An 18,633-nucleotide genomic window follows, 5' to 3' on the forward strand; every position below is an offset into this window, starting at 1 on the left:
CGGTTCGTTGGCTCGTTTCCGATGAGCACTAACCTAGGGATAGGTACTCTCTTTTCGTAAGTACGCACTTCGGGGTGCGTACCCGACCCGGAAGTGGGGCACCCATGGCCACCCGCACCGCCGCAGCCCGCCGCGAAGAAGCCCGTTCGGCCTACGACGCCTTCCTCAAGGAGTGCCCCACCAGCCAGCTCCTGGCGCGGATCAGCGACAAGTGGGTCGGGCTCATCGTCAGCGCCCTCGGCCAGGCCGAAGGCCGTTCCATGCGCTACAGCGACCTCGGGCGCAAGATCCCCGGCGTCAGCCAGAAGATGCTCACCCAGACCCTCCGCTCGCTCGAACGCGACGGACTGGTCACCCGTACCGTCACCCCCACCGTCCCCGTCCGCGTCGACTACCGGCTCACCGACCTCGGCAGCAGCCTCGGCTGCCTCCTCTCCTCCGTGAAACTGTGGGCCGAAAACCACTTCGACGAGGTCAGCGCCCACCGCGACACCTACGACCGGACCACCTCTCCCTCCTGACCCGGCCTCCCGGACCTCCCGGAGCTCGTGGACCTCCCGGAGCTCGTGGACACCGTGAATTTCGTGGACCGCGTCAATTTCGGGACCGCGTGGACCCCCATGCCTCCCGTACCTCCTAAAACCAGCCGCGTCCACCGCCCCGGCAGTGGCATGCTGACAGGGTGAACGGACCCGGTATTCAGCTCACCCTCGCCCCCGAACTGCGCCTGTTCGCCGCGCCCAGCCGGCGCGCCGAACGCGTACCGACCACGACCGACGGCGCCTCCAGCCTCGGCCACGTCGTCGAATCGGCCGGCGTCCCGCTCACCGAAGTCGGCCGCCTCCTCGTCGACGGCCACGAGGTGCCCGTCTCCTACGTGCCCCAAGACGGCCAGTCCGTCGAGGTGTTCGGCGTCGACCGCCCCCAGCAGATCCCCGGGGCGCCCCTGCGCTTCCTCCTCGACGTCCACCTCGGCACCCTCGCCCGCCGCCTGCGCCTGCTCGGCGTCGACGCCGCCTACGAGAACGAGGACATCGGCGACCCCGCACTCGCCACCCGCTCAGCGGCCGAACAGCGCGTGCTGCTCTCCCGCGACCGCGGACTGCTGCGCCGCCGCGAACTCTTCGCCGGCGCCTACGTCTACAGCGACAACCCCGACGAGCAACTGCGCGACGTCCTCAGCCGGTTCGCGCCCGCCCTCGCACCGTGGACCCGCTGCACCGCCTGCAACGGCCCGCTCCACGAAGCCGACAAGGACAGCGTGGGCGACCGCCTCGAACACGGCACGCACCGCTCCTACGACGTCTTCGCACAGTGCACCGACTGCGAGCGCGTCTACTGGCGCGGCGCCCACCACGCCCGCCTGGAGCGGATCGTCGACGAGGCGCTCGTCGAATTCGGCACCGCCGACTCCGGCACCGTCTGACGCCCGGCTCCTCACCCCGGAGGCCCCCGGCTGGCAGACTGCCGAGGCATGACCGTCGACAAGGACACAGCGGGCACCGAGGACGCCGCGGGCGCAGAGAACACCATCGACGTCGTCGTGATCGGAGCCGGCCCCACCGGACTGCTCCTCGCCGGGGACCTGTCCGCCGCCGGACTCTCCGTCACCCTCATCGAACGCCGCCCCCGCACCGCCGCCAACCTCACCCGCGCCTTCGCCGTGCACGCCCGCACCCTCGAACTGCTCGACGCCCGCGGCCTCGCCGACGAACTCGTCTCCACCGGCCGACGGATCGACCGCGTAAGCCCCTTCGGAGGCATGGCTCTCTCCCTTCAACGGCTGAGCACCCGCTACCCGTTCGCGCTCATCACCCCTCAATATGAGACAGAGAAACTCCTGGAGCGCCGCGCGCTGTCCACAGGCGTGGACATCCGATACGACTGTGAGCTCATCGGACTGAGTCAGGACCGCGACACCGTCACCCTCGACGTGAGGACCTCCCGCGGCGCCCGCACCGCATCACTCCACGCCCGCCACGCCGTGGGCGCGGACGGCGTCCGCTCCACCGTCCGCACCGCCCTCGGCCTGCCCTTCCCCGGCCAGGCCGTCGTCCGCTCCATGGTCCTCGCCGACGTCCGCCTCGCCGCGCCCCCCGAAGACGTCCTCGCCGTCAACGGCCACGCCGACGCCTTCGCCTTCCTCGTCCCCTTCGGCGACGGCTGGTACCGCGCCATCGGCTGGGACCGCGACGGCAACGCCGAAGACACCGACCCCGTCGACCTCGACGAGCTGCGCGCCATCGCCCGCACCGCCCTCGGCACCGACCACGGCATGCACGACCCCCGCTGGATCTCCCGCTTCCACAGCGACGAACGCCAGGTCCCGCACTACCGCTCGGGCCGCGTCTTCCTCGCCGGAGACGCCGCCCACGTCCACTCCCCGGCCGGCGGCCTCGGCATGAACACCGGCCTCCAGGACGCCGCCAACCTCTCCTGGAAGCTCGCCGCCGCCCTCCACGGCCACACCCCCGACCCCGAAGCCCTCCTCGACAGCTACCACCGCGAACGCCACCCCGTCGGCCGCCTCGTCCTGCGCATCAGCGGCGCCCTCGTCCGCGCCGTCACGGCCACCGGCCCCGTCCGCCGCACCGCCCGCAGCCTCGGCGCCGCCCTCCTCCCCCGCCTCGGCCCCGCCCGGGACCGCGCCCTCGGCCTGGTCTCCGGCATCGCGATCTCCTACCCGCCCCCACCCGGTACCCGCCGCCCCGCCGGCCGCCGCGCCCCCGACCTCGCCCTCGTACCCGGCCCGCACGGACAGCGGCTGTACGAGGCCCTGCGCGCCGGCGGCTTCGTCCTCATCACCCCTCCCGGCCCGGCCACCCCGCCCGGAGCCCCGCTCACGCACGTCCACTGGCGCACGGACCGGCGCAGCGCCTGCGTCCTCGTCCGGCCCGACGGGTACATCGCCTGGAGCGCCCGGACGGCCACGGACACCGAACTCGCCGCAGCCGTGGCCACCTGGCTCCTGCCCACCACCCGCACCCCCGGCTCCGGCTACGGCTCCGGCCCCGCTCAGAAGGCGTAGGAGTCGCCCGTGTCCAGCGCCAGCACCACGTGCTCGTTGTTATCGAGGTTCCGGTCCGTCGCACCGCCGTTCCACCACGTGTCGACCCGCACCACCACCTCCGACACCGGCTCCCGCAGCCCCAGCGCCAGCCCGATGTGCCGCCCCCGCCCGTGCAGTGGCAGCGGCCCCGTCTCGCACACCACCTCCCGCAGCCCGGCCCGCGCACAGCCCCCCGCCAGCTCCTGCCGGTCCGCGAGCGGCGCCGACAGCCACAGCCGCACCGTCGCGTTCGGCAACGCCGAGGGCCCCTCGTTCTGCGGGATCAGCAAGATCCGCAACTGCGCGTGGGCCAGCGACACCCGGCCGTGGTAGGCCACGTCCGCCTCCGGCCCGGCATCCACGGGGGCCGCCCCCGCGGGCAGACCACCGCCGAGCACCAGCAGCCCCGCCAGCACCACACTCCGTACGGCAACACGGCGCATCGCCACCACCTCCACGCGCGGACGCTAGCCGCCACCCGACCCAACCGGTCGGACCATCACACGAACGTGGGCACGCCCTCCCGCCATTCGCCCGCCCCGCCCGGCTCCGGCACGCCCACGACCGCCCCAGCGCCAGCACGCCACGCCCCCGCCCCGCTCACCGTGCCTAGGCTTCCGGCCATGCTGATCGCCCGCTCCGCCGCCCTCTTCGCCCTCGCCGCACTGCTGGAGATCGGCGGTGCCTGGCTCGTCTGGCAGGGCGTCCGCGAGCACAAGGGCTGGGCCTGGATCGGCGCCGGAGTCCTCGCCCTCGGCCTCTACGGCTTCGTCGCCACCCTCCAGCCCCAAGGCGACTTCGCGCGCGTCCTCGCCGCCTACGGCGGGGTCTTCGTCGCCGGATCCCTCGTCTGGGGCGTGGTCGCCGACGGCTACCGCCCCGACCGCTGGGACGTGATCGGCGCCCTCGTCTGCCTCGCCGGCATGGCCGTGATCATGTACTCCCCGCGCGGGCGCTGAGCCCCGGCGGCACCGGCAGCCCCACCTATGCTGGCGGGGAATCGCCCGTACGAACGAACCAGGAGCCCCGCACATGAGCACGGCCACCAAGACCGCCGTAGTCACCGGAGCGAGCAGCGGCATCGGCGCCGCCACCGCCCGCCAGCTCGCCGCGGCCGGCTACCACGTCGTCCTCACCGCCCGCCGCAAGGACCGCATCGAAGCCCTCGCCGCCGAGATCACCGCGGCCGGCCACTCCGCCGCCGCCCACGCCCTCGACGTCACCGACCGCCCCGCCGTGGACGCGTTCGCCGCCTCCCTGGAGCGCTACCCCTCCGTCGACGTACTGGTCAACAACGCGGGCGGCGCCATCGGAGCCGAGCCGGTCGCCACCGGCGACCCCGCCGACTGGCGCACGATGTACGAGGTCAACGTCATCGGCACCCTCAACGTCACCCAGGCCCTGCTCCCGGCGCTCACCGCCTCCGGCGACGGGACGGTGGTCGTCCTGTCCTCCACCGCCGGCCACTCCACGTACGAGGGCGGCGCCGGCTACGTCGCCGCGAAGAACGGCGCCCGCGTCCTCGCCGAGACCCTCCGCCTGGAGATCGTCGGCCAGCCCGTCCGCGTCATCGAGATCGCCCCCGGCATGGTCAAGACCGAGGAGTTCGCGACCACCCGCTTCCGCGGCGACACCGAGAAGGCCGAGAAGGTGTACGCGGGCGTCGCGCACCCCCTCTCCGCCGACGACGTGGCCGACACCATCGCCTGGGCGGTGACCCGCCCCAGCCACGTCAACATCGATCTCCTGGTGGTCCGCCCCCGCGCCCAGGCCTCGAACACGAAGGTCCACCGCGAGCTGTAGTCCCTACGGGCCGGCCCGGCCGTCCTCGGACGCGGCACGCGGAGGGGCCCCGACCGTCACCGGTCCGGGCCCCTCCACTCCCCCGACAACTGCACGCAGGCGTCAGCCCTTGATGCAGATGACCTGCTTGAGCTTGGCCACGACCTGCACGAGGTCCGTCTGCTGGTCGATGACCTGCTCGATCGACTTGTACGCGCCCGGGATCTCGTCCACGACGCCCGAGTCCTTGCGGCACTCCACGCCCTTGGTCTGCTCCGCCAGGTCGCGCGCCGAGAACTTCTTCTTCGCCGCCGTCCGGCTCATCTTCCGGCCCGCGCCGTGCGAAGCCGAGTTGAAGGACTTCTCGTTGCCGAGGCCCTTCACGATGTACGAGCCCGTACCCATGGAGCCCGGGATGATCCCGTAGTCACCGCTGCCTGCGCGGATCGCGCCCTTGCGCGTGACCAGCAGGTCCATGCCGTCGTACCGCTCCTCCGCCACGTAGTTGTGGTGGCAGCTGATCTCCCTCTCGAAGGAGACCTTCGCCTTCCGGAACTCCTTCCGGACGACCTCCTTGAACAGGCTCATCATCGCCGCACGGTTGTACTTCGCGTACTCCTGCGCCCAGAAGAGGTCCCGGCGGTACGCCTCCATCTCCGGGGTCTCGGCCAGGAACACCGCCAGGTCCCGGTCGACGAGGTTCTGGTTGTGCGCGAGGCCCCGTGCCACGCCGATGTGGTACGCGGCGAGCTCGTTGCCGATGTTCCGGGAGCCGGAGTGCAGCATCAGCCAGACCGCACCTGACTCATCCAGACAGAACTCGATGAAGTGGTTTCCGGATCCGAGCGTTCCGATCTGCTTCGTGGCACGTTCCTGACGGAACTTGACCGCATCGGTGAGGTAGTCGAAGCGCTTCCAGAGGTCGTCGTACCCGTCCACCGAGAAGCCGTACAGGCGCGACGGGTCCACGGCCTCCTTGTGCAGGCCCATGCCCACCGGAATCGCCTGCTCGATCTTCGACCGCAGCTTCGACAGGTCCCCCGGCAGGTCGTTCGCCGCCAGGGAGGTCTTCACCGCCGACATGCCGCAGCCGATGTCCACGCCCACCGCCGCCGGGCAGACCGCATCCTTCATGGCGATCACCGAGCCGACCGTGGCGCCCTTGCCGTAGTGGACGTCGGGCATGACGGCCAGGCCCTTGATCCACGGGAGGGTGGCGACGTTGCGGAGCTGCTGCATCGCGCCGTCCTCGACCGACGCCGGGTCCGTCCACATCCGGATCGGGACGTTCGCCCCAGGTACCTCTACATACGACATAAGGTCTCAATCCCCCGAAAGCCACAGAAAAATCTCAATACGCAAAAAGCCTCGCTCTTAATCCCAAATGCGACAGGGGACCGGCGCCGGCACCAGCGTGTGCGATAGACATTGTGTCCATCCGCGCGCGAGTCGCGGCAACGCATTTTCCTGACCGACGGCGGGACCGCCGGTCGAAGGGAGCCATTGGACGTGCAGCGCAAGGCGGTACGGCGAGCCCTGCCGGGCATCGCGATGCTCACCGCGCTCGTGGCCGGCGCGGCCGGTCTGACCGGGTGCACGAGCGGGAGCGGGACCGGAAGCACCAGCGACTCGAAGGCCGGCGGCAACGCGGCCGCGCCCGCCGAACCAGGGAAGTACCGCATCCTGCCCGCGCCCTGCAAGGCCGGCGCCGACAGCAAGCGCCTCAAGGCCATGCTTCCGGCCGCGGACTCGCTCACCCCCGCGCAGCGCGACCAGCTCTACGCGGGCACCGCGGACGCCTCGTACGACGGCGACCGCCGCGTCGGCTGCCGCTGGACCGCGCAGACGCCCGAGGAGACCCGGCTGCTGTCGGTCGGCTTCGAGCGCGTGGTCTCGTACGACCGGGCCGTCGCCAGCGACGACGACAAGGCGCGCCAGGTGTACGTGCGCCAGCTCACCGACGCCCACCTGCCCTTCCCCGGCCCCAGCCCGAGCCCCACGCCCAGCGGCGCGCCCGCCGGCACGCCCGCAAGTGCGCCCGCCTCCACTCCCCCGGCGGCCAACGCCCCCGCGGCCACGCCCGCCTCAGGATCGCCCTCCCCGGGCGGAAGCCCGTCCGCCCCGCCCGCCGAGCTCGGCTCCCGCGTGCTGGAGGGCCTCGGGAGCGAGGCCTTCATCGACGACAAGCTGAGCCCCGCCGGGGCCACCGCGGCGCAGTCGCGCACCGTGCGGATTGTGTTCCGTACCTCGAACGTCATCGTCACGCTGGAGTACAGCGTGCAGCCCGCGCTGCCCGGCACGATTCCGTCGAGTGCCGAAACCCAGGACAAAGCAAGGCAGTTGGCGCTGGCTCTGGTGGAGCGCCTGGGCGAGTGAACGGGGCGCGCCGCGGCCCGGGGTGACGGCGCGCACAGCATGCCGCCACCCGATCGGGCTAACGTTGCCCGGGTTCCCCGTCCGAAGTACACCCATAGACGCACTGAAGGAAACATGCACCGATCAGCCTCGCGCCTCACCCGCGTTCTCGCCTGCGCAGCCGTCCCGGTGATCCTCACCGTCGCCGGGTGCTCGTCCGACTCGGGCAAGGAGTCGGGCTCGGACGGCGCCAAGAAGCCCAACTCCTCCTCGTCCTCCAAGCCCGGCGGGAAGCCGTCCGCGGCCCTGGAGAAGGCGGCGTTCGCCACGCTGCCCGACCCGTGCAAGGCGGTCCAGGGCGGGACGATCGACACGCTCGTCCCGGAGGCGAAGGACAAGAACGGTTCGGCGACCAAGTCGAACGACCTGACCAGCCGGGCCAGCTGCTCCTGGAACGGTCTCGACGAGGACGGTCTGAAGGGCTCGCAGTACCGCTGGCTCTCGATCTCCTTCTTCCGCTACGACTCCCACGCCTCCCTCGGCAGCGCGAACAAGCGCGCCGAGGAGCAGTACAACAAGCAGGTCGAGCTGTCGAAGGCGTCCGAGGGCGCGCAGAACGTGAAGGCGGAGGCCGCGGGCGGGATCGGCGACCAGGGGACGTCGGTCGTCTACAACGTGAAGAAGGACGTCGACTTCTTCAACACGACGATCGTGGCGCGCACCCAGAACGTGGTCGTCACGCTCGACTACAACGGTGCGGCGTACGAGGGTGCCGGCGCTCCGGACCAGGCGAAGCTGCTCCAGGACGCGATCGCGGCGGCGAAGGAGGCCGTGGCCTCGGTCGACGCCGCCAACAAGCAGCAGCCCGAGCAGCCGAAGTCGGAGCAGCCCCAGTCCCCGCAGCCCGCGCAGTAGCGGGAGCGAGGGGAGCGAGTACGGGAGTGCCGGGGCTGGCGGAGCACTGACACGCAGTCACCCGTACGCTGTGCCTGCCGCAGCTCGGTAAAGGCTGGGTAAGGTCTCAGTGCTCGGCATGCCATCGGCATGTGCTCGACAAGGGGAGGGGGTCGCGGGTGGCCGCGATGGAGCTCACTCGAACGCACCGGATACTCATCGGCGTCGTGGTCGCCGGAGCCGTCGTCATCGCGGCGATCGGCTTCGCGGGCTCGTACTCCGCGGTGCGCGCGCTCGCCCTGCAGAAAGGCTTCGGCAGCTTCTCGCTGGTGTTCCCGATCGGCATCGACGCGGGCATCTGCGTACTGCTCGCGCTCGACCTGCTGCTGACCTGGATCCGGATCCCCTTCCCGCTGCTGCGCCAGACCGCGTGGCTGCTGACGATCGCGACGATCGCCTTCAACGGCGCCGCGGCCTGGCCGGACCCGCTGGGCGTCGGCATGCACGCGGTGATCCCGATCCTGTTCGTGGTGACGGTGGAGGCGGCCCGACACGCGGTGGGCCGGATCGCGGACATCACCGCGGACCGGCACATGGAGGGCGTCCGCATCACCCGCTGGCTCCTCTCCCCGGTCCCCACCTTCAAACTGTGGCGCCGGATGAAGCTGTGGGAGCTGCGCTCCTACGAGCAGGCGGTCGGCATGGAGCAGGACCGGCTGATCTACCAGGCCCGGCTGCAGGCGCGCTACGGGCGCTTCTGGCGGCGCAAGGCCCCGGTGGAGGCGCTGATGCCGCTGCGGCTGGCGCGGATCGGCGTGCCGCTGTCGCGGACGGCGCCGGAGGCGCTGGCGGTGACGGGCATCGAGCCGCCCGTGCTGCCGCCGCTGGAACAGCAGGCCCGGCCGGAGCAGCAGCTTCCGTCGGCGGCGGCCCTGGAGGCCCCGGCTCCGGCGGAGGCCGGCGGCCAGCCCCAGGTCCCCGCCCCGGCGGCCGCCACCCACGCTCCGCCGCCCTTCGCGGTGGAGCCGACGGCCATGCCCGCCGCCCATGACAGCGCCTGGTTCGCGGCTCCGCTCGCCCCGCAGGCGGCGTACGAGGGCGGTTACAACCCCCAGTACGTCGAAGGCCTGGAGCCGATCCCGGTCATGCCCCCGTCGGGCCCGGAGGAGCAGCAGGGGCCGCAGCAGGAGCAGTGGCCGATGCCGGCTCCCCGCCACGAGGAGGTTCCCGAGGAGCTCCCGGCCCAGGCCATCGACGAGGTGAAGTTCGCGGAGGCCGCGTACGAGGTCTTCCGGGCGTACATCGAGGAGAACGGCAAGGTCCCCAGCCCCGAGCAGGTCGACATATACCTGTCGGACCGCCACGGGATCGTGCACCCGCGCAGCTTCACCACGATCACCCGGCTGATGCCGGATCTGAAGCAGCGCTACCAGCGCGACCTGGAGAACGAGCACATAGCCTGAGCCCCCCTCTCCCGAGCCCGCTCATCCGAGGACCCTCGCCCGAGACCTCGCCGGACGGCCCCGTACGTGAACGGGCCCGCACCCCAAGGGGTGCGGGCCCGTTCACGTCACACGGTGTCTCAGACGGTGAGCAGCTTGCGCACCCGGTCCGCGCCCACCGCCAGCAGCAGCGTGGGCAGCCGCGGCCCGGTCTCCCGGGTCACCAGGAGCCGGTACAGCAGCGCGAAGAACGTGCGCTGCGCGACCTTGAGCTCCGGCGTCGGCTTGGCGTCGGGTTCGAGCCCGGCCATGACCTTCGGCACGCCGTAGACCAGCGTGGTCAGCCCGTCCAGCGACCAGTGGGAGTCGAGTCCCTCCAGCAGCAGGCGCAGGGACTCGCGCCCCTCGTCGTCCAGGGACGACAGCAGCTCCGCGTCGGGCTCCTCGCGTACGAGGGTCCGCTGGTCGGCGGGGACCTGGGTGGTGATCCAGTTCTCCGCGCGGTCCAGGCGCGGCCGCACCTCGTCGAGCGAGGTGAGCGGCTTCTCCGGCTCCAGGTCGCTCAGGATGCGCAGGGTCTGCTCGTCGTGCCCGGCGGTGATGTCGACGACGGACGCGAGCGTCCGGTACGGCATCGGCCGCGGGGTGCGCGGCAGCTCGCCGGCCGCGGTGCGCACGGCGCGGCTGTGCGCGGCCGCGTCGGCGGGCAGTACGGAGCCGTCGGCGACCTTGGACTCCAGCTTGTCCCACTCGTCGTAGAGCCGCTGGATCTCCTGGTCGAAGGCGATCTTGAAGGACTGGTTCGGGCGGCGGCGCGCGTACAGCCAGCGCAGCAGCTGCGGCTCCATGATCTTCAGCGCGTCGGCCGGGGTCGGGACCCCGCCCTTGCTGGAGGACATCTTCGCCATGCCGCTGATGCCGACGAACGCGTACATCGGTCCGATCGGCTGCTCGCCGCCGAAGATGTGCACGATCTGGCCGCCGACCTGGAAGGACGAGCCGGGCGAGGAGTGGTCGACGCCGGAGGGCTCGAAGATCACGCCCTCGAAGGCCCAGCGCATCGGCCAGTCGACCTTCCAGACGAGCTTGCCGCGGTTGAACTCGCTGAGCTTGACCGTCTCGGTGAACTCGTCCTCGGTGCAGACGTAGGTCATCTCGGTCGTCTCGTCGTCGTACGAGGTGACCTTGGTGAAGTCCTTGCCGCATTCGCCGCAGTACGGCTTGTACGGGAAGTACCCGCCCTCGCCGGTGCTGCCGTCGTCCTCGGCGGCCGCGCCGGAGCCCTCGGCGGCCTCCAGCTCGGCCTCGTCGACCTGCTTCTGCTGGGGCTTCTTGCCGCCCGGCTTCTGCTTGGTGCGGTACTGGTCGAGGATCGCGTCGATGTCACCGCGGTGCTTCATCGCGAACAGCACCTGCTCGCGGTAGACGCCGGCGGTGTACTGCTCGGTCTGGCTGATCGGGTCGTACTCGACGCCCAGCTCGGCCAGCGCCTCGACCATGACGGCCTTGAAGTGCTCGGCCCAGTTCGGGTACGCCGATCCGGCCGGGGCGGGCACGGCGGTCAGCGGGCGCCCGATGTGCTGGGCCCACGACTCGTCGACGCCGGGGACACCCGCCGGCACCTTCCGGTACCGGTCGTAGTCGTCCCACGAGATCAGGTGCCGGACCTCGAATCCCCGGCGGCGGATCTCGTCCGCGACCAGGTGCGGGGTCATGACCTCGCGGAGGTTGCCCAGGTGGATCGGGCCGGAGGGGGAGAGTCCGGACGCGACGACGACAGGTTTGCCGGGTGCTCGGCGCTCCGCCTCGGCGATGACCTCGTCCGCGAAACGGGAGACCCAGTCGGTCTCGGTGCTGCTCTGAGCCACGACACGTCCTTCTATCTCGAATGCTGGCTTCAGCCATTCTCCCAGACGGAACGGGCCACCCCGGGGTTGCTTTCCCCGAGCGAATCTCCCGAGAAACGAAGGTGCCCCGCGTGGGATACTCGGCACTTGTCGGAACAACCAAGTGCATCCACCGGCACAACCTCACAGGAACGGCAGCTCATGGCCTCGGTCCCTTCCCTCGCTTCTTCCGTCAATCAGCGCGTCGCGGACGCCCTCGCCTCGGCCCTGCCGGAGGCCGGTGGCGCCGACCCGCTGCTGCGACGAAGCGACCGGGCCGACTTCCAGGCCAACGGCATCCTGGCGCTCGCGAAGAAGGCGAAGGCCAACCCGCGCGAGCTGGCGACGACCGTGGTCGAAGGCATCCCGACCGGTGACCTGATCCAGGAGATCGAGGTCTCGGGCCCGGGCTTCCTCAACATCACCATCACCGACAAGGCGATCATCGAGACCCTCGCGGCGCGGGCGCTCGACGACCGCCTCGGCGTCCCGCTCGCGCAGAACCCGGGCACGACGGTGATCGACTACGCCCAGCCGAACGTCGCCAAGGAGATGCACGTCGGCCACCTGCGCTCCGCCGTGATCGGCGCGGCGATGGTGGAGATCCTGGAGTTCACGGGCGAGAAGGTGGTCCGTCGCCACCACATCGGCGACTGGGGCACCCAGTTCGGCATGCTCATCCAGTACCTGCTGGAGCACCCGCACGAGCTGGACCACAAGTCGGACGAGGTCTCCGGTGAGGAGGCCATGTCCAACCTGAACCGCCTGTACAAGGCCTCGCGCGCGCTCTTCGACTCCGATGAGGAGTTCAAGACGCGGGCCCGGGCCCGGGTGGTGGACCTCCAGGCGGGCGAGCCCGAGACCCTGGCGCTGTGGCAGCGCTTCGTGGACGAGTCGAAGATCTACTTCTACTCCGTCTTCGACAAGCTGGACATGGACATCCAGGACCCGGACGTGGTCGGCGAGTCGGGCTACAACGATATGCTGGTCGAGACGTGCAAGCTGCTGGAGGAGTCGGGCGTCGCCGTCCGCTCCAACGGCGCGCTGTGCGTGTTCTTCGACGACGTCAAGGGTCCGGACGGCAACCCGACCCCGCTGATCGTGCAGAAGTCGGACGGCGGCTTCGGTTACGCGGCGACCGACCTGTCGGCCATCCGCGACCGCGTGGGCAACCTGGGCGCGACCGAGCTGATCTACGTGGTGGACGCGCGGCAGTCCCTGCACTTCAAGATGGTCTTCGAGACGGCGCGCCGGGCGGGCTGGCTGAACGACGGGGTCAAGGCCGTCCAGCTGGCCTTCGGTACGGTCCTCGGCAAGGACGGCAAGCCGTTCAAGACCCGTGAGGGCGAGACGGTCCGGCTGGTGGACCTGCTGGACGAGGCCGTCGAGCGGGCGACCGCCGTGGTCCGGGAGAAGGCCGCGAAGGTGGGCCTGACCGAGGCGGAGATCATCGAGAACGGCCAGTACGTCGGCATCGGCGCGGTGAAGTACGCCGACCTGTCGACCTCGGCCGCGCGCGACTACAAGTTCGACCTGGACCAGATGGTCGCGCTGAACGGCGACACCTCGGTGTACCTCCAGTACGCGTACGCCCGGATCAAGTCGATCCTGCGCAACGCCGGCGACCGCGAGCCGGTCGCGCACCCGGAGCTGGAGCTGGCCCCGGCCGAGCGCGCGCTGGGCCTGCACCTGGACCAGTTCGGCGAGCTGATCGCCGAGGCGGCCGCGGACCACGCCCCGCACAAGGTGGCCGCGTACCTGTACCAGCTGTCCTCGCTGTTCACGACGTTCTACGACCAGTGCCCGGTCGTGAAGCCGGAGCCGGAGCTGGTCGTGGGCGAGAACCGCCTGTTCCTGTGCGACCTGACGGCCCGCACGCTCACCAAGGGCATGTCGCTCCTCGGTATCCGGACGCCCGAGAAGCTCTGACGGCTCCCGGACACCCACGGTGGCCCCGCCTCCCTCCCGGGAAGCGGGGCCGCCGTCGTTCCAGGGGTTGCGTGGGTCCGGACGGAACACCGCCTCAGAGCCCTGGCGGCCGACGCGAAGCGGACCTCACGTGACCCGTACGGCCCGGTTCGGGTCGTACGGGCCGGGTAGGGGACGGCCCGTCCGTCCCCCATCCGACGGGAGAGCCCCGTGCCCGACATGAACGGCCCCTACAAGCCCGGCACCCCGTGCTGGATCGACCTGATGGTCCCCGACCAGCAGGCGGCCCTCGACTTCTACTGCGGTCTCTTCGGCTGGCAGGGCGAGATCGGCCCGCCCGAGCAGGGCGGGTACTCCGTCTGCACCCTCAAGGGCAAGCCGGTCGCCGGGATCATGAAGGCGATGAACCCGGACGGCAGCGTCCCCGACCCGATGCCGCCGACCGTGTGGACGACGTACCTGTCCACCGACGGCCTCGATTCCACCCTCAAGTCGCTCACCGACGCGCGCGGCCAGGTCCTGATGGGCCCCGTGGAGGTCATGGACCTCGGGCGGATGGCCGTGGCCGCCGACCCGACCGGTGCCGTCTTCGGCCTGTGGGAGCCGGGCACCTTCGACGGCGCGGGCATCGTCAACGAGCACGGCGCCCTGATCTGGAACGAGCTCAGCACCGGCGACACCGAGGCCGCCGGCGCGTTCTACTCCGCCATCCTGCCGGTCACCACGGCCGCGTCCCAGATGGAAGGCGGCCCGGCGTACACGGAGTTCAAGGTCGGCGGTCGCTCGGTGGCCGGGATGACGGGCCTCGACAACCTCCCGCCCGGCACGCCCCCGAACTGGCTGCCGTACTTCCACGTCGACGACGTGGACACCGTCCAGGCCGCGGCAACCGAGGCCGGCGGCAGGATCGTGGCCCCCGCCTTCGACATGGTGGCGGGGCGGATGGCCATCCTGGCCGACCCGCAGAACGCGCCGTTCGCGGTGATCACGGCGAAGGCTCCGGAGCAGCCCGCCTGACCACTGTCCGGAGCGGCGGAACCCGCACCACACCCCCTCGCCCGGCGCCCGGGACACCACGCCCCGGGCACCGGCGAGGGCGGCGACGAGCGTCGGCGCGCCGGCGGTCAGCGCCGGAGGGCCTCTGCGGGCTGGATGCGGGCGGCGCGCCAGGCGGGATAGAGGCCGGCCAGCAGACCGGTCACCATGCCGAGGAGCGGCGCGGTCACGACGGTTGCCGGGTGGACGACGGGAGTCCAGTCGCGGATCACGGCGACGCCCACCACGGTGAGGGTCCCCAAGGAGGTGCCGACGAGCCCGCCGAGGGTTCCCAAGGCGCCCGATTCGGCGAGGAACTGGGTGGTGATGTGGCGTCCGCGTGCGCCGAGGGCACGGCGCAGGCCGATCTCGCCCGTGCGTTCCAGGACGGCGACCAGCGTGGTGTTGGCGATGCCGACCGCGCCGATGACCAGGCAGATCCCGGCCAGGATCAGGAAGAGCTGCTCGAGGTCGGAGGTGACCCCCGTACGCAGGGTGCGCGGATCGGGCGGTGGTACGGCCTTGAGGTATTCGGGATGGTCGGGGCGCAGCGCGGTGGGGGCGAGGCCGGCGACCTGCTGGGCGGCTCCCACGTCCGTCGCGATGAGCATGGTGGTGCCGGCACCCTCGTGCGGGCCCCAGATGTCCTCGGCGGTGGTGCGGGGCACCACGACCGAGAGGAGGAGCTCGGCCTTGCGCTCCACGTCCTGGATGATCCCGATCACGGTGAACGGCTCGTCGCCGATGAAGACGGCCGGACGGGTGTCCAGCGTGGTGATGCCGAGCCGGGCGGCGATGCTCGAGCCGAGGAGAGCCACGCGTTGCTTGGTGCCGGAGTGGTACTCGTCGTAGAGGCGGCCCTGGGACAGCCGGGGAACCGCGGCCCGCAGCGCGCCGGGTGAGGCCGCCACCACGTCGGCGCGCTCACCTGCGCCCGCAGCACCGCCGACGGGGGCGGCGCGGACGCCGCCGGCGGCGGCATCGAGGCGGACCGAGTAGTAGACGCCCGCGTGCCGGACCCCGCCCAGGCCCTCGACGCGGGCGTCGGCGTCCGCCGGGAAACCGGGTCCGGCGAATTCGTTCCGCTCCTGGGCGATGTCCTCGACGGTCACCTCGGTGGCGGTGAGCAGGTTGAAGCGGCTGTCGATCTGGGAGGAGGTGGTGGCGGTCAGGCCGAGGACGGCGACGAAAGTGCCGACGCCGAGAACGGTCCCGAGCGCGGTCAGCGCCGACCGGGCCGGGCGCTGCAGGACCCCTGCGAAGGCCTCGGCGAGGGTGTCGCGGGCGGTGAGGCGGGAGGGTTCGACCCGGACGGCGGTGCGGGACCGGCGCCGGAAGAACCGGCCGGGCTGGGGCAGTTTCATACGGGTGCCTGTTCGCGCAGTACGCCGTCGCGGATCGCGACGGTCCGGCCGCCGTGTGCGGCGACCTCCTGGTCGTGCGTGATGACCAGCACGGTCATCCCGTCGGTGTGGAGCTCGTCCAGGAGGGCCAGCACGGTGTCGGCGTTGGCGGAGTCGAGGTTGCCGGTGGGTTCGTCGCACAACAGCAGGGACGGCCGGGCGACCAGGGCCCGGGCGATGGCCACCCGCTGGCGTTCGCCGCCGGACAGGCGGGAGGGAACCGAGGAGAGGCGGTGCCCGAGCCCGACCCGGGCGAGGGCTTCCCGGGCGCGGGCTGGGCGCTCCTTGCGGGGGACGCCGTTGTAGAGCATGGCGAGGGCCACGTTCTCCAGTGCCGAACGGTGCGGCAGCAGGTGGAAGGACTGGAAGACGAATCCGATGCGGCGGCCGCGCAGGGCCGTCCGGTCGTGGTCGCCGAGAGCGCCGGTGTCGATGCCGTCGAGGAAGTACCGGCCCTCGGTGGGTGCGTCGAGCAGACCGGCGATGTTGAGGAAGGTCGACTTGCCGGAACCCGACGGGCCGACGACCGTGACGAACTCGCCGCGCCGGATGGTGAGATCACACGGCTTGAAGGCGGCCACCGGAGGCGGGCCCGGGTAGGTCAGGCCCGCCTGCCGGAGTTCGATGACGGGTGGGGCGGCCTCGGTCATGAACGGCCGCCGCTCTTCCCGCCGGTCTGCTTGCCGCTCTGGTTTCCGGTCTGCGTGCCGGTCTGCCTGCCCGCGGCGCCCGCGGTGACGCCGGTGACCACCGGGTCTCCCTCGGCGAGGGCCCCGTCCCCGGTGGGCCGGACCTCGACGTAGCCGTCGCCCGTGGTGCCGGGCCGGACCTCGACCCGACGCTGGGTTCCCGTACCGTCCACCACGGTGACGATGGTGCGGCCGTCGGCTCCGGCGGAGACGGCGGAGACCGGGACGACGAGCGCGTTGCCGTCGGTCGCGGCGGCTTCCACGGTCAGCCGTACGTCCTGGCCGACGAGCTTGGCGTCGAGCGCGGCCAGGGGCCGTACGAGCATCTCGTACCCGCCCGGCCCGACGGGGGCGGGAGCCTGCTGGCCCTGGCCCTGGCTGCCGTTGGCCCCGCCGCCCGGCTCGGGAGGCTGCGCCGACTGCGGGGTGTCGGCGACCGACAGCACCTCGGCCGCCGCCGTGACCCCGCTGACCTCGGACAGGATCTCGACCTTCTGGCCGGCCCGGACCAGGCCCTTCTGGTGTTCCTGGAGCTGTCCGCGTACGACCAGCGCGCCCGCGGAGAGGGACAGCGCGCTGCCGGTGACCGGGGAACCCGGGCGGACGGAAACGGAGTCGGCGCGGGCCGGGAAGGACTCGAGGAAGACCACCTCGCCGGCCGGGAGCATGGGTCCGGCCGCCGCGCGGGCCTCGGCGAGGCGCTCGCGGGCCTTACGGAGGTCCTCCTGGGTGCGGGTCACCGCTCGGGCGGCGTCCTGGCCGGAACCCTTGCCGCCCCCGGAGGCCTTGCCGTCCTCGGAGGCCTTGGTTCCCTCGGAGGCCTTGGTGCCCGAGCCGCCCGCGGTGCCCGAAGGAGCCGTCGTGCCCGAGCCGCCCGCGGTGCCCGAAGGAGCCGTCGTGCCCGTGCCGCTGTTCGCGGCGGCGGCCCGGGCGTCCTCCAGGGAACGCTCGGCGGAGGTGACCGCGTCCTCGGCGGCCTTCACGGCCTCACCGCGGTCGGCGACGGCGGGCAGCGGATCGTAACCGATCGACTTGTAGAAGGAGTTGAGCGCCGACTTGGTACCCCCGCCGAAAGTGCCCGCCTGGTCGGAGCCCGTGCCGTGGCCGAGCCCGGCGAGCGCCTGCTGGAGCTGCTTCACGTCGTCACCGGCGGCGCCCGGCTTCAAGTCCCGGTACACCGGCACGGCGCCGGGGAGCGCGAAGACCGGACGGCCGGACACCTCCAGGAGCACCTTGCCCGCTGCCACCTGGTCACCCTGGCGGACGGCGACCTTGGTGACCACGGGGGCACCCGCTCCCTCCCCGCCCGTGGCCGTCGGGGTGACCTGGACGGCCTGAGCCGAGGTGACCGTGCCGCGCACGATGACGGTGTCCCGCAGCACGCGCTTCTCGACGCGTGCGGTGAGTACGTCCAAGGGCGGCGGCCCGGTCTCGGCCGCGGTCTGGGCCGGCGACTTGATCACCAGCGAGGCGGCGACGCCGGCGGCGGAGAGCAGGACCGCTCCCACCGCCACGGCGGCCACCCACGTGCGACGCCGGGACAGACCGGCGGAGGCCTCCGCCTCCCCGGTCGGCTCGGCCATCTCCGTGAGCCCCACGACTGCCGTGTCCTCTTTCATCCGCCCACCTTCCCGGCGGTCTTCGACTTGTCCTCACCACCGCACTTCTTCAGGGCGGCGCGACCCTCCGGCGAGCTCTTCAGGTCAAAGCCCTCGGTTTCGTGCCGGGCGTTCTGCGGATCGGGATCCGGGAACGCGGGAACCCCGTTCGCCCGCATACAGGCAGTGAACGCCCGTGCCTCCGCAAGCTGTTCGGACGTTGCCGGAGGAACCGCCCGGCGGCTCTCACAGGCGCGCTCAGCTGCCTTGCGCTGGGCCGGGTCCGCCTTGGAGTCGTCCACGGACGGAATCCCGGAAGCGGTCTCCTTCATCGGCAGGCCTTGCTCCTTCAGGCACCGGAAGAAGTCGGCCTCCTTCGGATCGGCCGTCCCCTTGGCCTGCCGCGACTGCGAGGCGGAGGGCGAGGCCGACGGGGAAGCCGACGCAGAAGCGGAACCTTCTCCGGAGCAGCCGGAAAGCAGGAGCAGGAGGGAGCAGAAAGCTGGGACCGCCGCGAATCGGACCCTTTGAGATGGCACAGCAGGCCTCCTAAGGCACCTTGTATCGCGGT

Annotated in this window: 17 protein-coding genes; 10 read left to right on the forward strand and 7 right to left on the reverse strand. The window is 71.6% G+C overall.

Annotation, left to right across the window (positions count from 1 at the left end; genetic code table 11):
- Positions 1 to 104 precede the first annotated feature (104 nt).
- The 3 genes from AB0D48_RS26490 (at position 105) to AB0D48_RS26500 (ending at position 3,028) form a co-directional block, all read left to right on the forward strand.
- The gene (locus tag AB0D48_RS26490) at positions 105 to 521 is read left to right on the forward strand and encodes a helix-turn-helix domain-containing protein (RefSeq protein ID WP_362401844.1); all 417 of its coding nucleotides are present in this window, start codon (positions 105 to 107) and stop codon (positions 519 to 521) included.
- A gap of 161 nt (positions 522 to 682) precedes the next feature.
- Complete coding sequence (locus AB0D48_RS26495) at positions 683 to 1,426, forward strand: Mut7-C RNAse domain-containing protein (protein WP_362401847.1); 744 nt, start codon at positions 683 to 685, stop codon at positions 1,424 to 1,426.
- Positions 1,427 to 1,474: 48 nt separating this feature from the next.
- On the forward strand, positions 1,475 to 3,028 hold the full coding sequence (locus AB0D48_RS26500; protein WP_362401850.1) for an FAD-dependent oxidoreductase: 1,554 nt from the start codon (positions 1,475 to 1,477) through the stop codon (positions 3,026 to 3,028).
- Here the strand turns inward: AB0D48_RS26500 and AB0D48_RS26505 are convergent.
- Entirely contained in the window at positions 3,016 to 3,492 is a 477-nt protein-coding gene (locus tag AB0D48_RS26505; protein WP_362401853.1) for a hypothetical protein, read from the reverse strand. The genes AB0D48_RS26500 and AB0D48_RS26505 overlap by 13 nt on opposite strands.
- Before the next feature lie 180 nt (positions 3,493 to 3,672).
- Between AB0D48_RS26505 and AB0D48_RS26510 the strand changes: the two genes are divergently transcribed.
- Together AB0D48_RS26510 and AB0D48_RS26515 are read left to right on the forward strand one after the other, a co-directional pair.
- Positions 3,673 to 4,008 (forward strand): YnfA family protein, encoded by a 336-nt coding sequence (locus tag AB0D48_RS26510; protein WP_362401856.1) that lies wholly within the window; start codon positions 3,673 to 3,675, stop codon positions 4,006 to 4,008.
- Between the two features lie 73 nt (positions 4,009 to 4,081).
- On the forward strand, positions 4,082 to 4,852 hold the full coding sequence (locus AB0D48_RS26515; protein WP_362401859.1) for an SDR family oxidoreductase: 771 nt from the start codon (positions 4,082 to 4,084) through the stop codon (positions 4,850 to 4,852).
- 102 nt (positions 4,853 to 4,954) lie between these two features.
- On the opposite strand, the gene AB0D48_RS26520 is transcribed toward AB0D48_RS26515, so the two are convergent.
- Positions 4,955 to 6,148, reverse strand: a complete 1,194-nt coding sequence (locus AB0D48_RS26520; RefSeq protein ID WP_362401861.1) for an RtcB family protein — start codon at positions 6,146 to 6,148, stop codon at positions 4,955 to 4,957.
- A gap of 192 nt (positions 6,149 to 6,340) precedes the next feature.
- Here AB0D48_RS26520 and AB0D48_RS26525 point away from each other — a divergent pair, with 192 nt between their 5' ends.
- From AB0D48_RS26525 to AB0D48_RS26535, 3 genes are all read left to right on the forward strand, one after another.
- Entirely contained in the window at positions 6,341 to 7,207 is an 867-nt protein-coding gene (locus AB0D48_RS26525) for a DUF3558 domain-containing protein (protein WP_362401864.1), read from the forward strand.
- Between the two features lie 114 nt (positions 7,208 to 7,321).
- Positions 7,322 to 8,101, forward strand: coding sequence for a DUF3558 domain-containing protein (locus tag AB0D48_RS26530; RefSeq protein WP_362401867.1), 780 nt, complete (start codon positions 7,322 to 7,324; stop codon positions 8,099 to 8,101).
- Positions 8,102 to 8,268: 167 nt separating this feature from the next.
- Complete coding sequence (locus AB0D48_RS26535; protein WP_362401870.1) at positions 8,269 to 9,543, forward strand: DUF2637 domain-containing protein; 1,275 nt, start codon at positions 8,269 to 8,271, stop codon at positions 9,541 to 9,543.
- Positions 9,544 to 9,662: 119 nt separating this feature from the next.
- Here the strand turns inward: AB0D48_RS26535 and lysS are convergent, their stop codons facing one another.
- Positions 9,663 to 11,390, reverse strand: a complete 1,728-nt coding sequence (lysS, locus tag AB0D48_RS26540) for a lysine--tRNA ligase (RefSeq protein ID WP_362401874.1) — start codon at positions 11,388 to 11,390, stop codon at positions 9,663 to 9,665.
- Positions 11,391 to 11,570: 180 nt separating this feature from the next.
- Here lysS and argS point away from each other — a divergent pair, with 180 nt between their 5' ends.
- The gene (gene argS, locus AB0D48_RS26545; protein ID WP_362401877.1) at positions 11,571 to 13,337 is read left to right on the forward strand and encodes an arginine--tRNA ligase; all 1,767 of its coding nucleotides are present in this window, start codon (positions 11,571 to 11,573) and stop codon (positions 13,335 to 13,337) included.
- 219 nt (positions 13,338 to 13,556) lie between these two features.
- Entirely contained in the window at positions 13,557 to 14,354 is a 798-nt protein-coding gene (locus AB0D48_RS26550; protein WP_362402001.1) for a VOC family protein, read from the forward strand.
- Positions 14,355 to 14,461: 107 nt separating this feature from the next.
- On the opposite strand, the gene AB0D48_RS26555 is transcribed toward AB0D48_RS26550, so the two are convergent.
- From AB0D48_RS26555 to AB0D48_RS26570, 4 genes are read right to left on the reverse strand one after another with little or no spacing between them, the layout of a single operon-like run.
- A complete protein-coding gene (locus AB0D48_RS26555; protein ID WP_362401880.1) occupies positions 14,462 to 15,736 on the reverse strand; it encodes an ABC transporter permease in 1,275 nt (424 codons plus the stop codon).
- On the reverse strand, positions 15,733 to 16,425 hold the full coding sequence (locus tag AB0D48_RS26560) for an ABC transporter ATP-binding protein (RefSeq protein ID WP_362401883.1): 693 nt from the start codon (positions 16,423 to 16,425) through the stop codon (positions 15,733 to 15,735). Before AB0D48_RS26560 ends, AB0D48_RS26555 begins: the two co-directional genes overlap by 4 nt.
- Positions 16,422 to 18,083 (reverse strand): peptidoglycan-binding protein, encoded by a 1,662-nt coding sequence (locus AB0D48_RS26565; RefSeq protein WP_362401886.1) that lies wholly within the window; start codon positions 18,081 to 18,083, stop codon positions 16,422 to 16,424. The genes AB0D48_RS26560 and AB0D48_RS26565 overlap by 4 nt, the downstream gene beginning before the upstream one ends.
- Complete coding sequence (locus AB0D48_RS26570; RefSeq protein WP_362401889.1) at positions 18,080 to 18,364, reverse strand: hypothetical protein; 285 nt, start codon at positions 18,362 to 18,364, stop codon at positions 18,080 to 18,082. The genes AB0D48_RS26565 and AB0D48_RS26570 overlap by 4 nt, the downstream gene beginning before the upstream one ends.
- Positions 18,365 to 18,633 lie beyond the last annotated feature (269 nt).

Origin of the sequence: Streptomyces sp. NPDC048269 (assembly GCF_040652395.1) — a bacterium.
GTDB lineage: Bacteria > Actinomycetota > Actinomycetes > Streptomycetales > Streptomycetaceae > Streptomyces.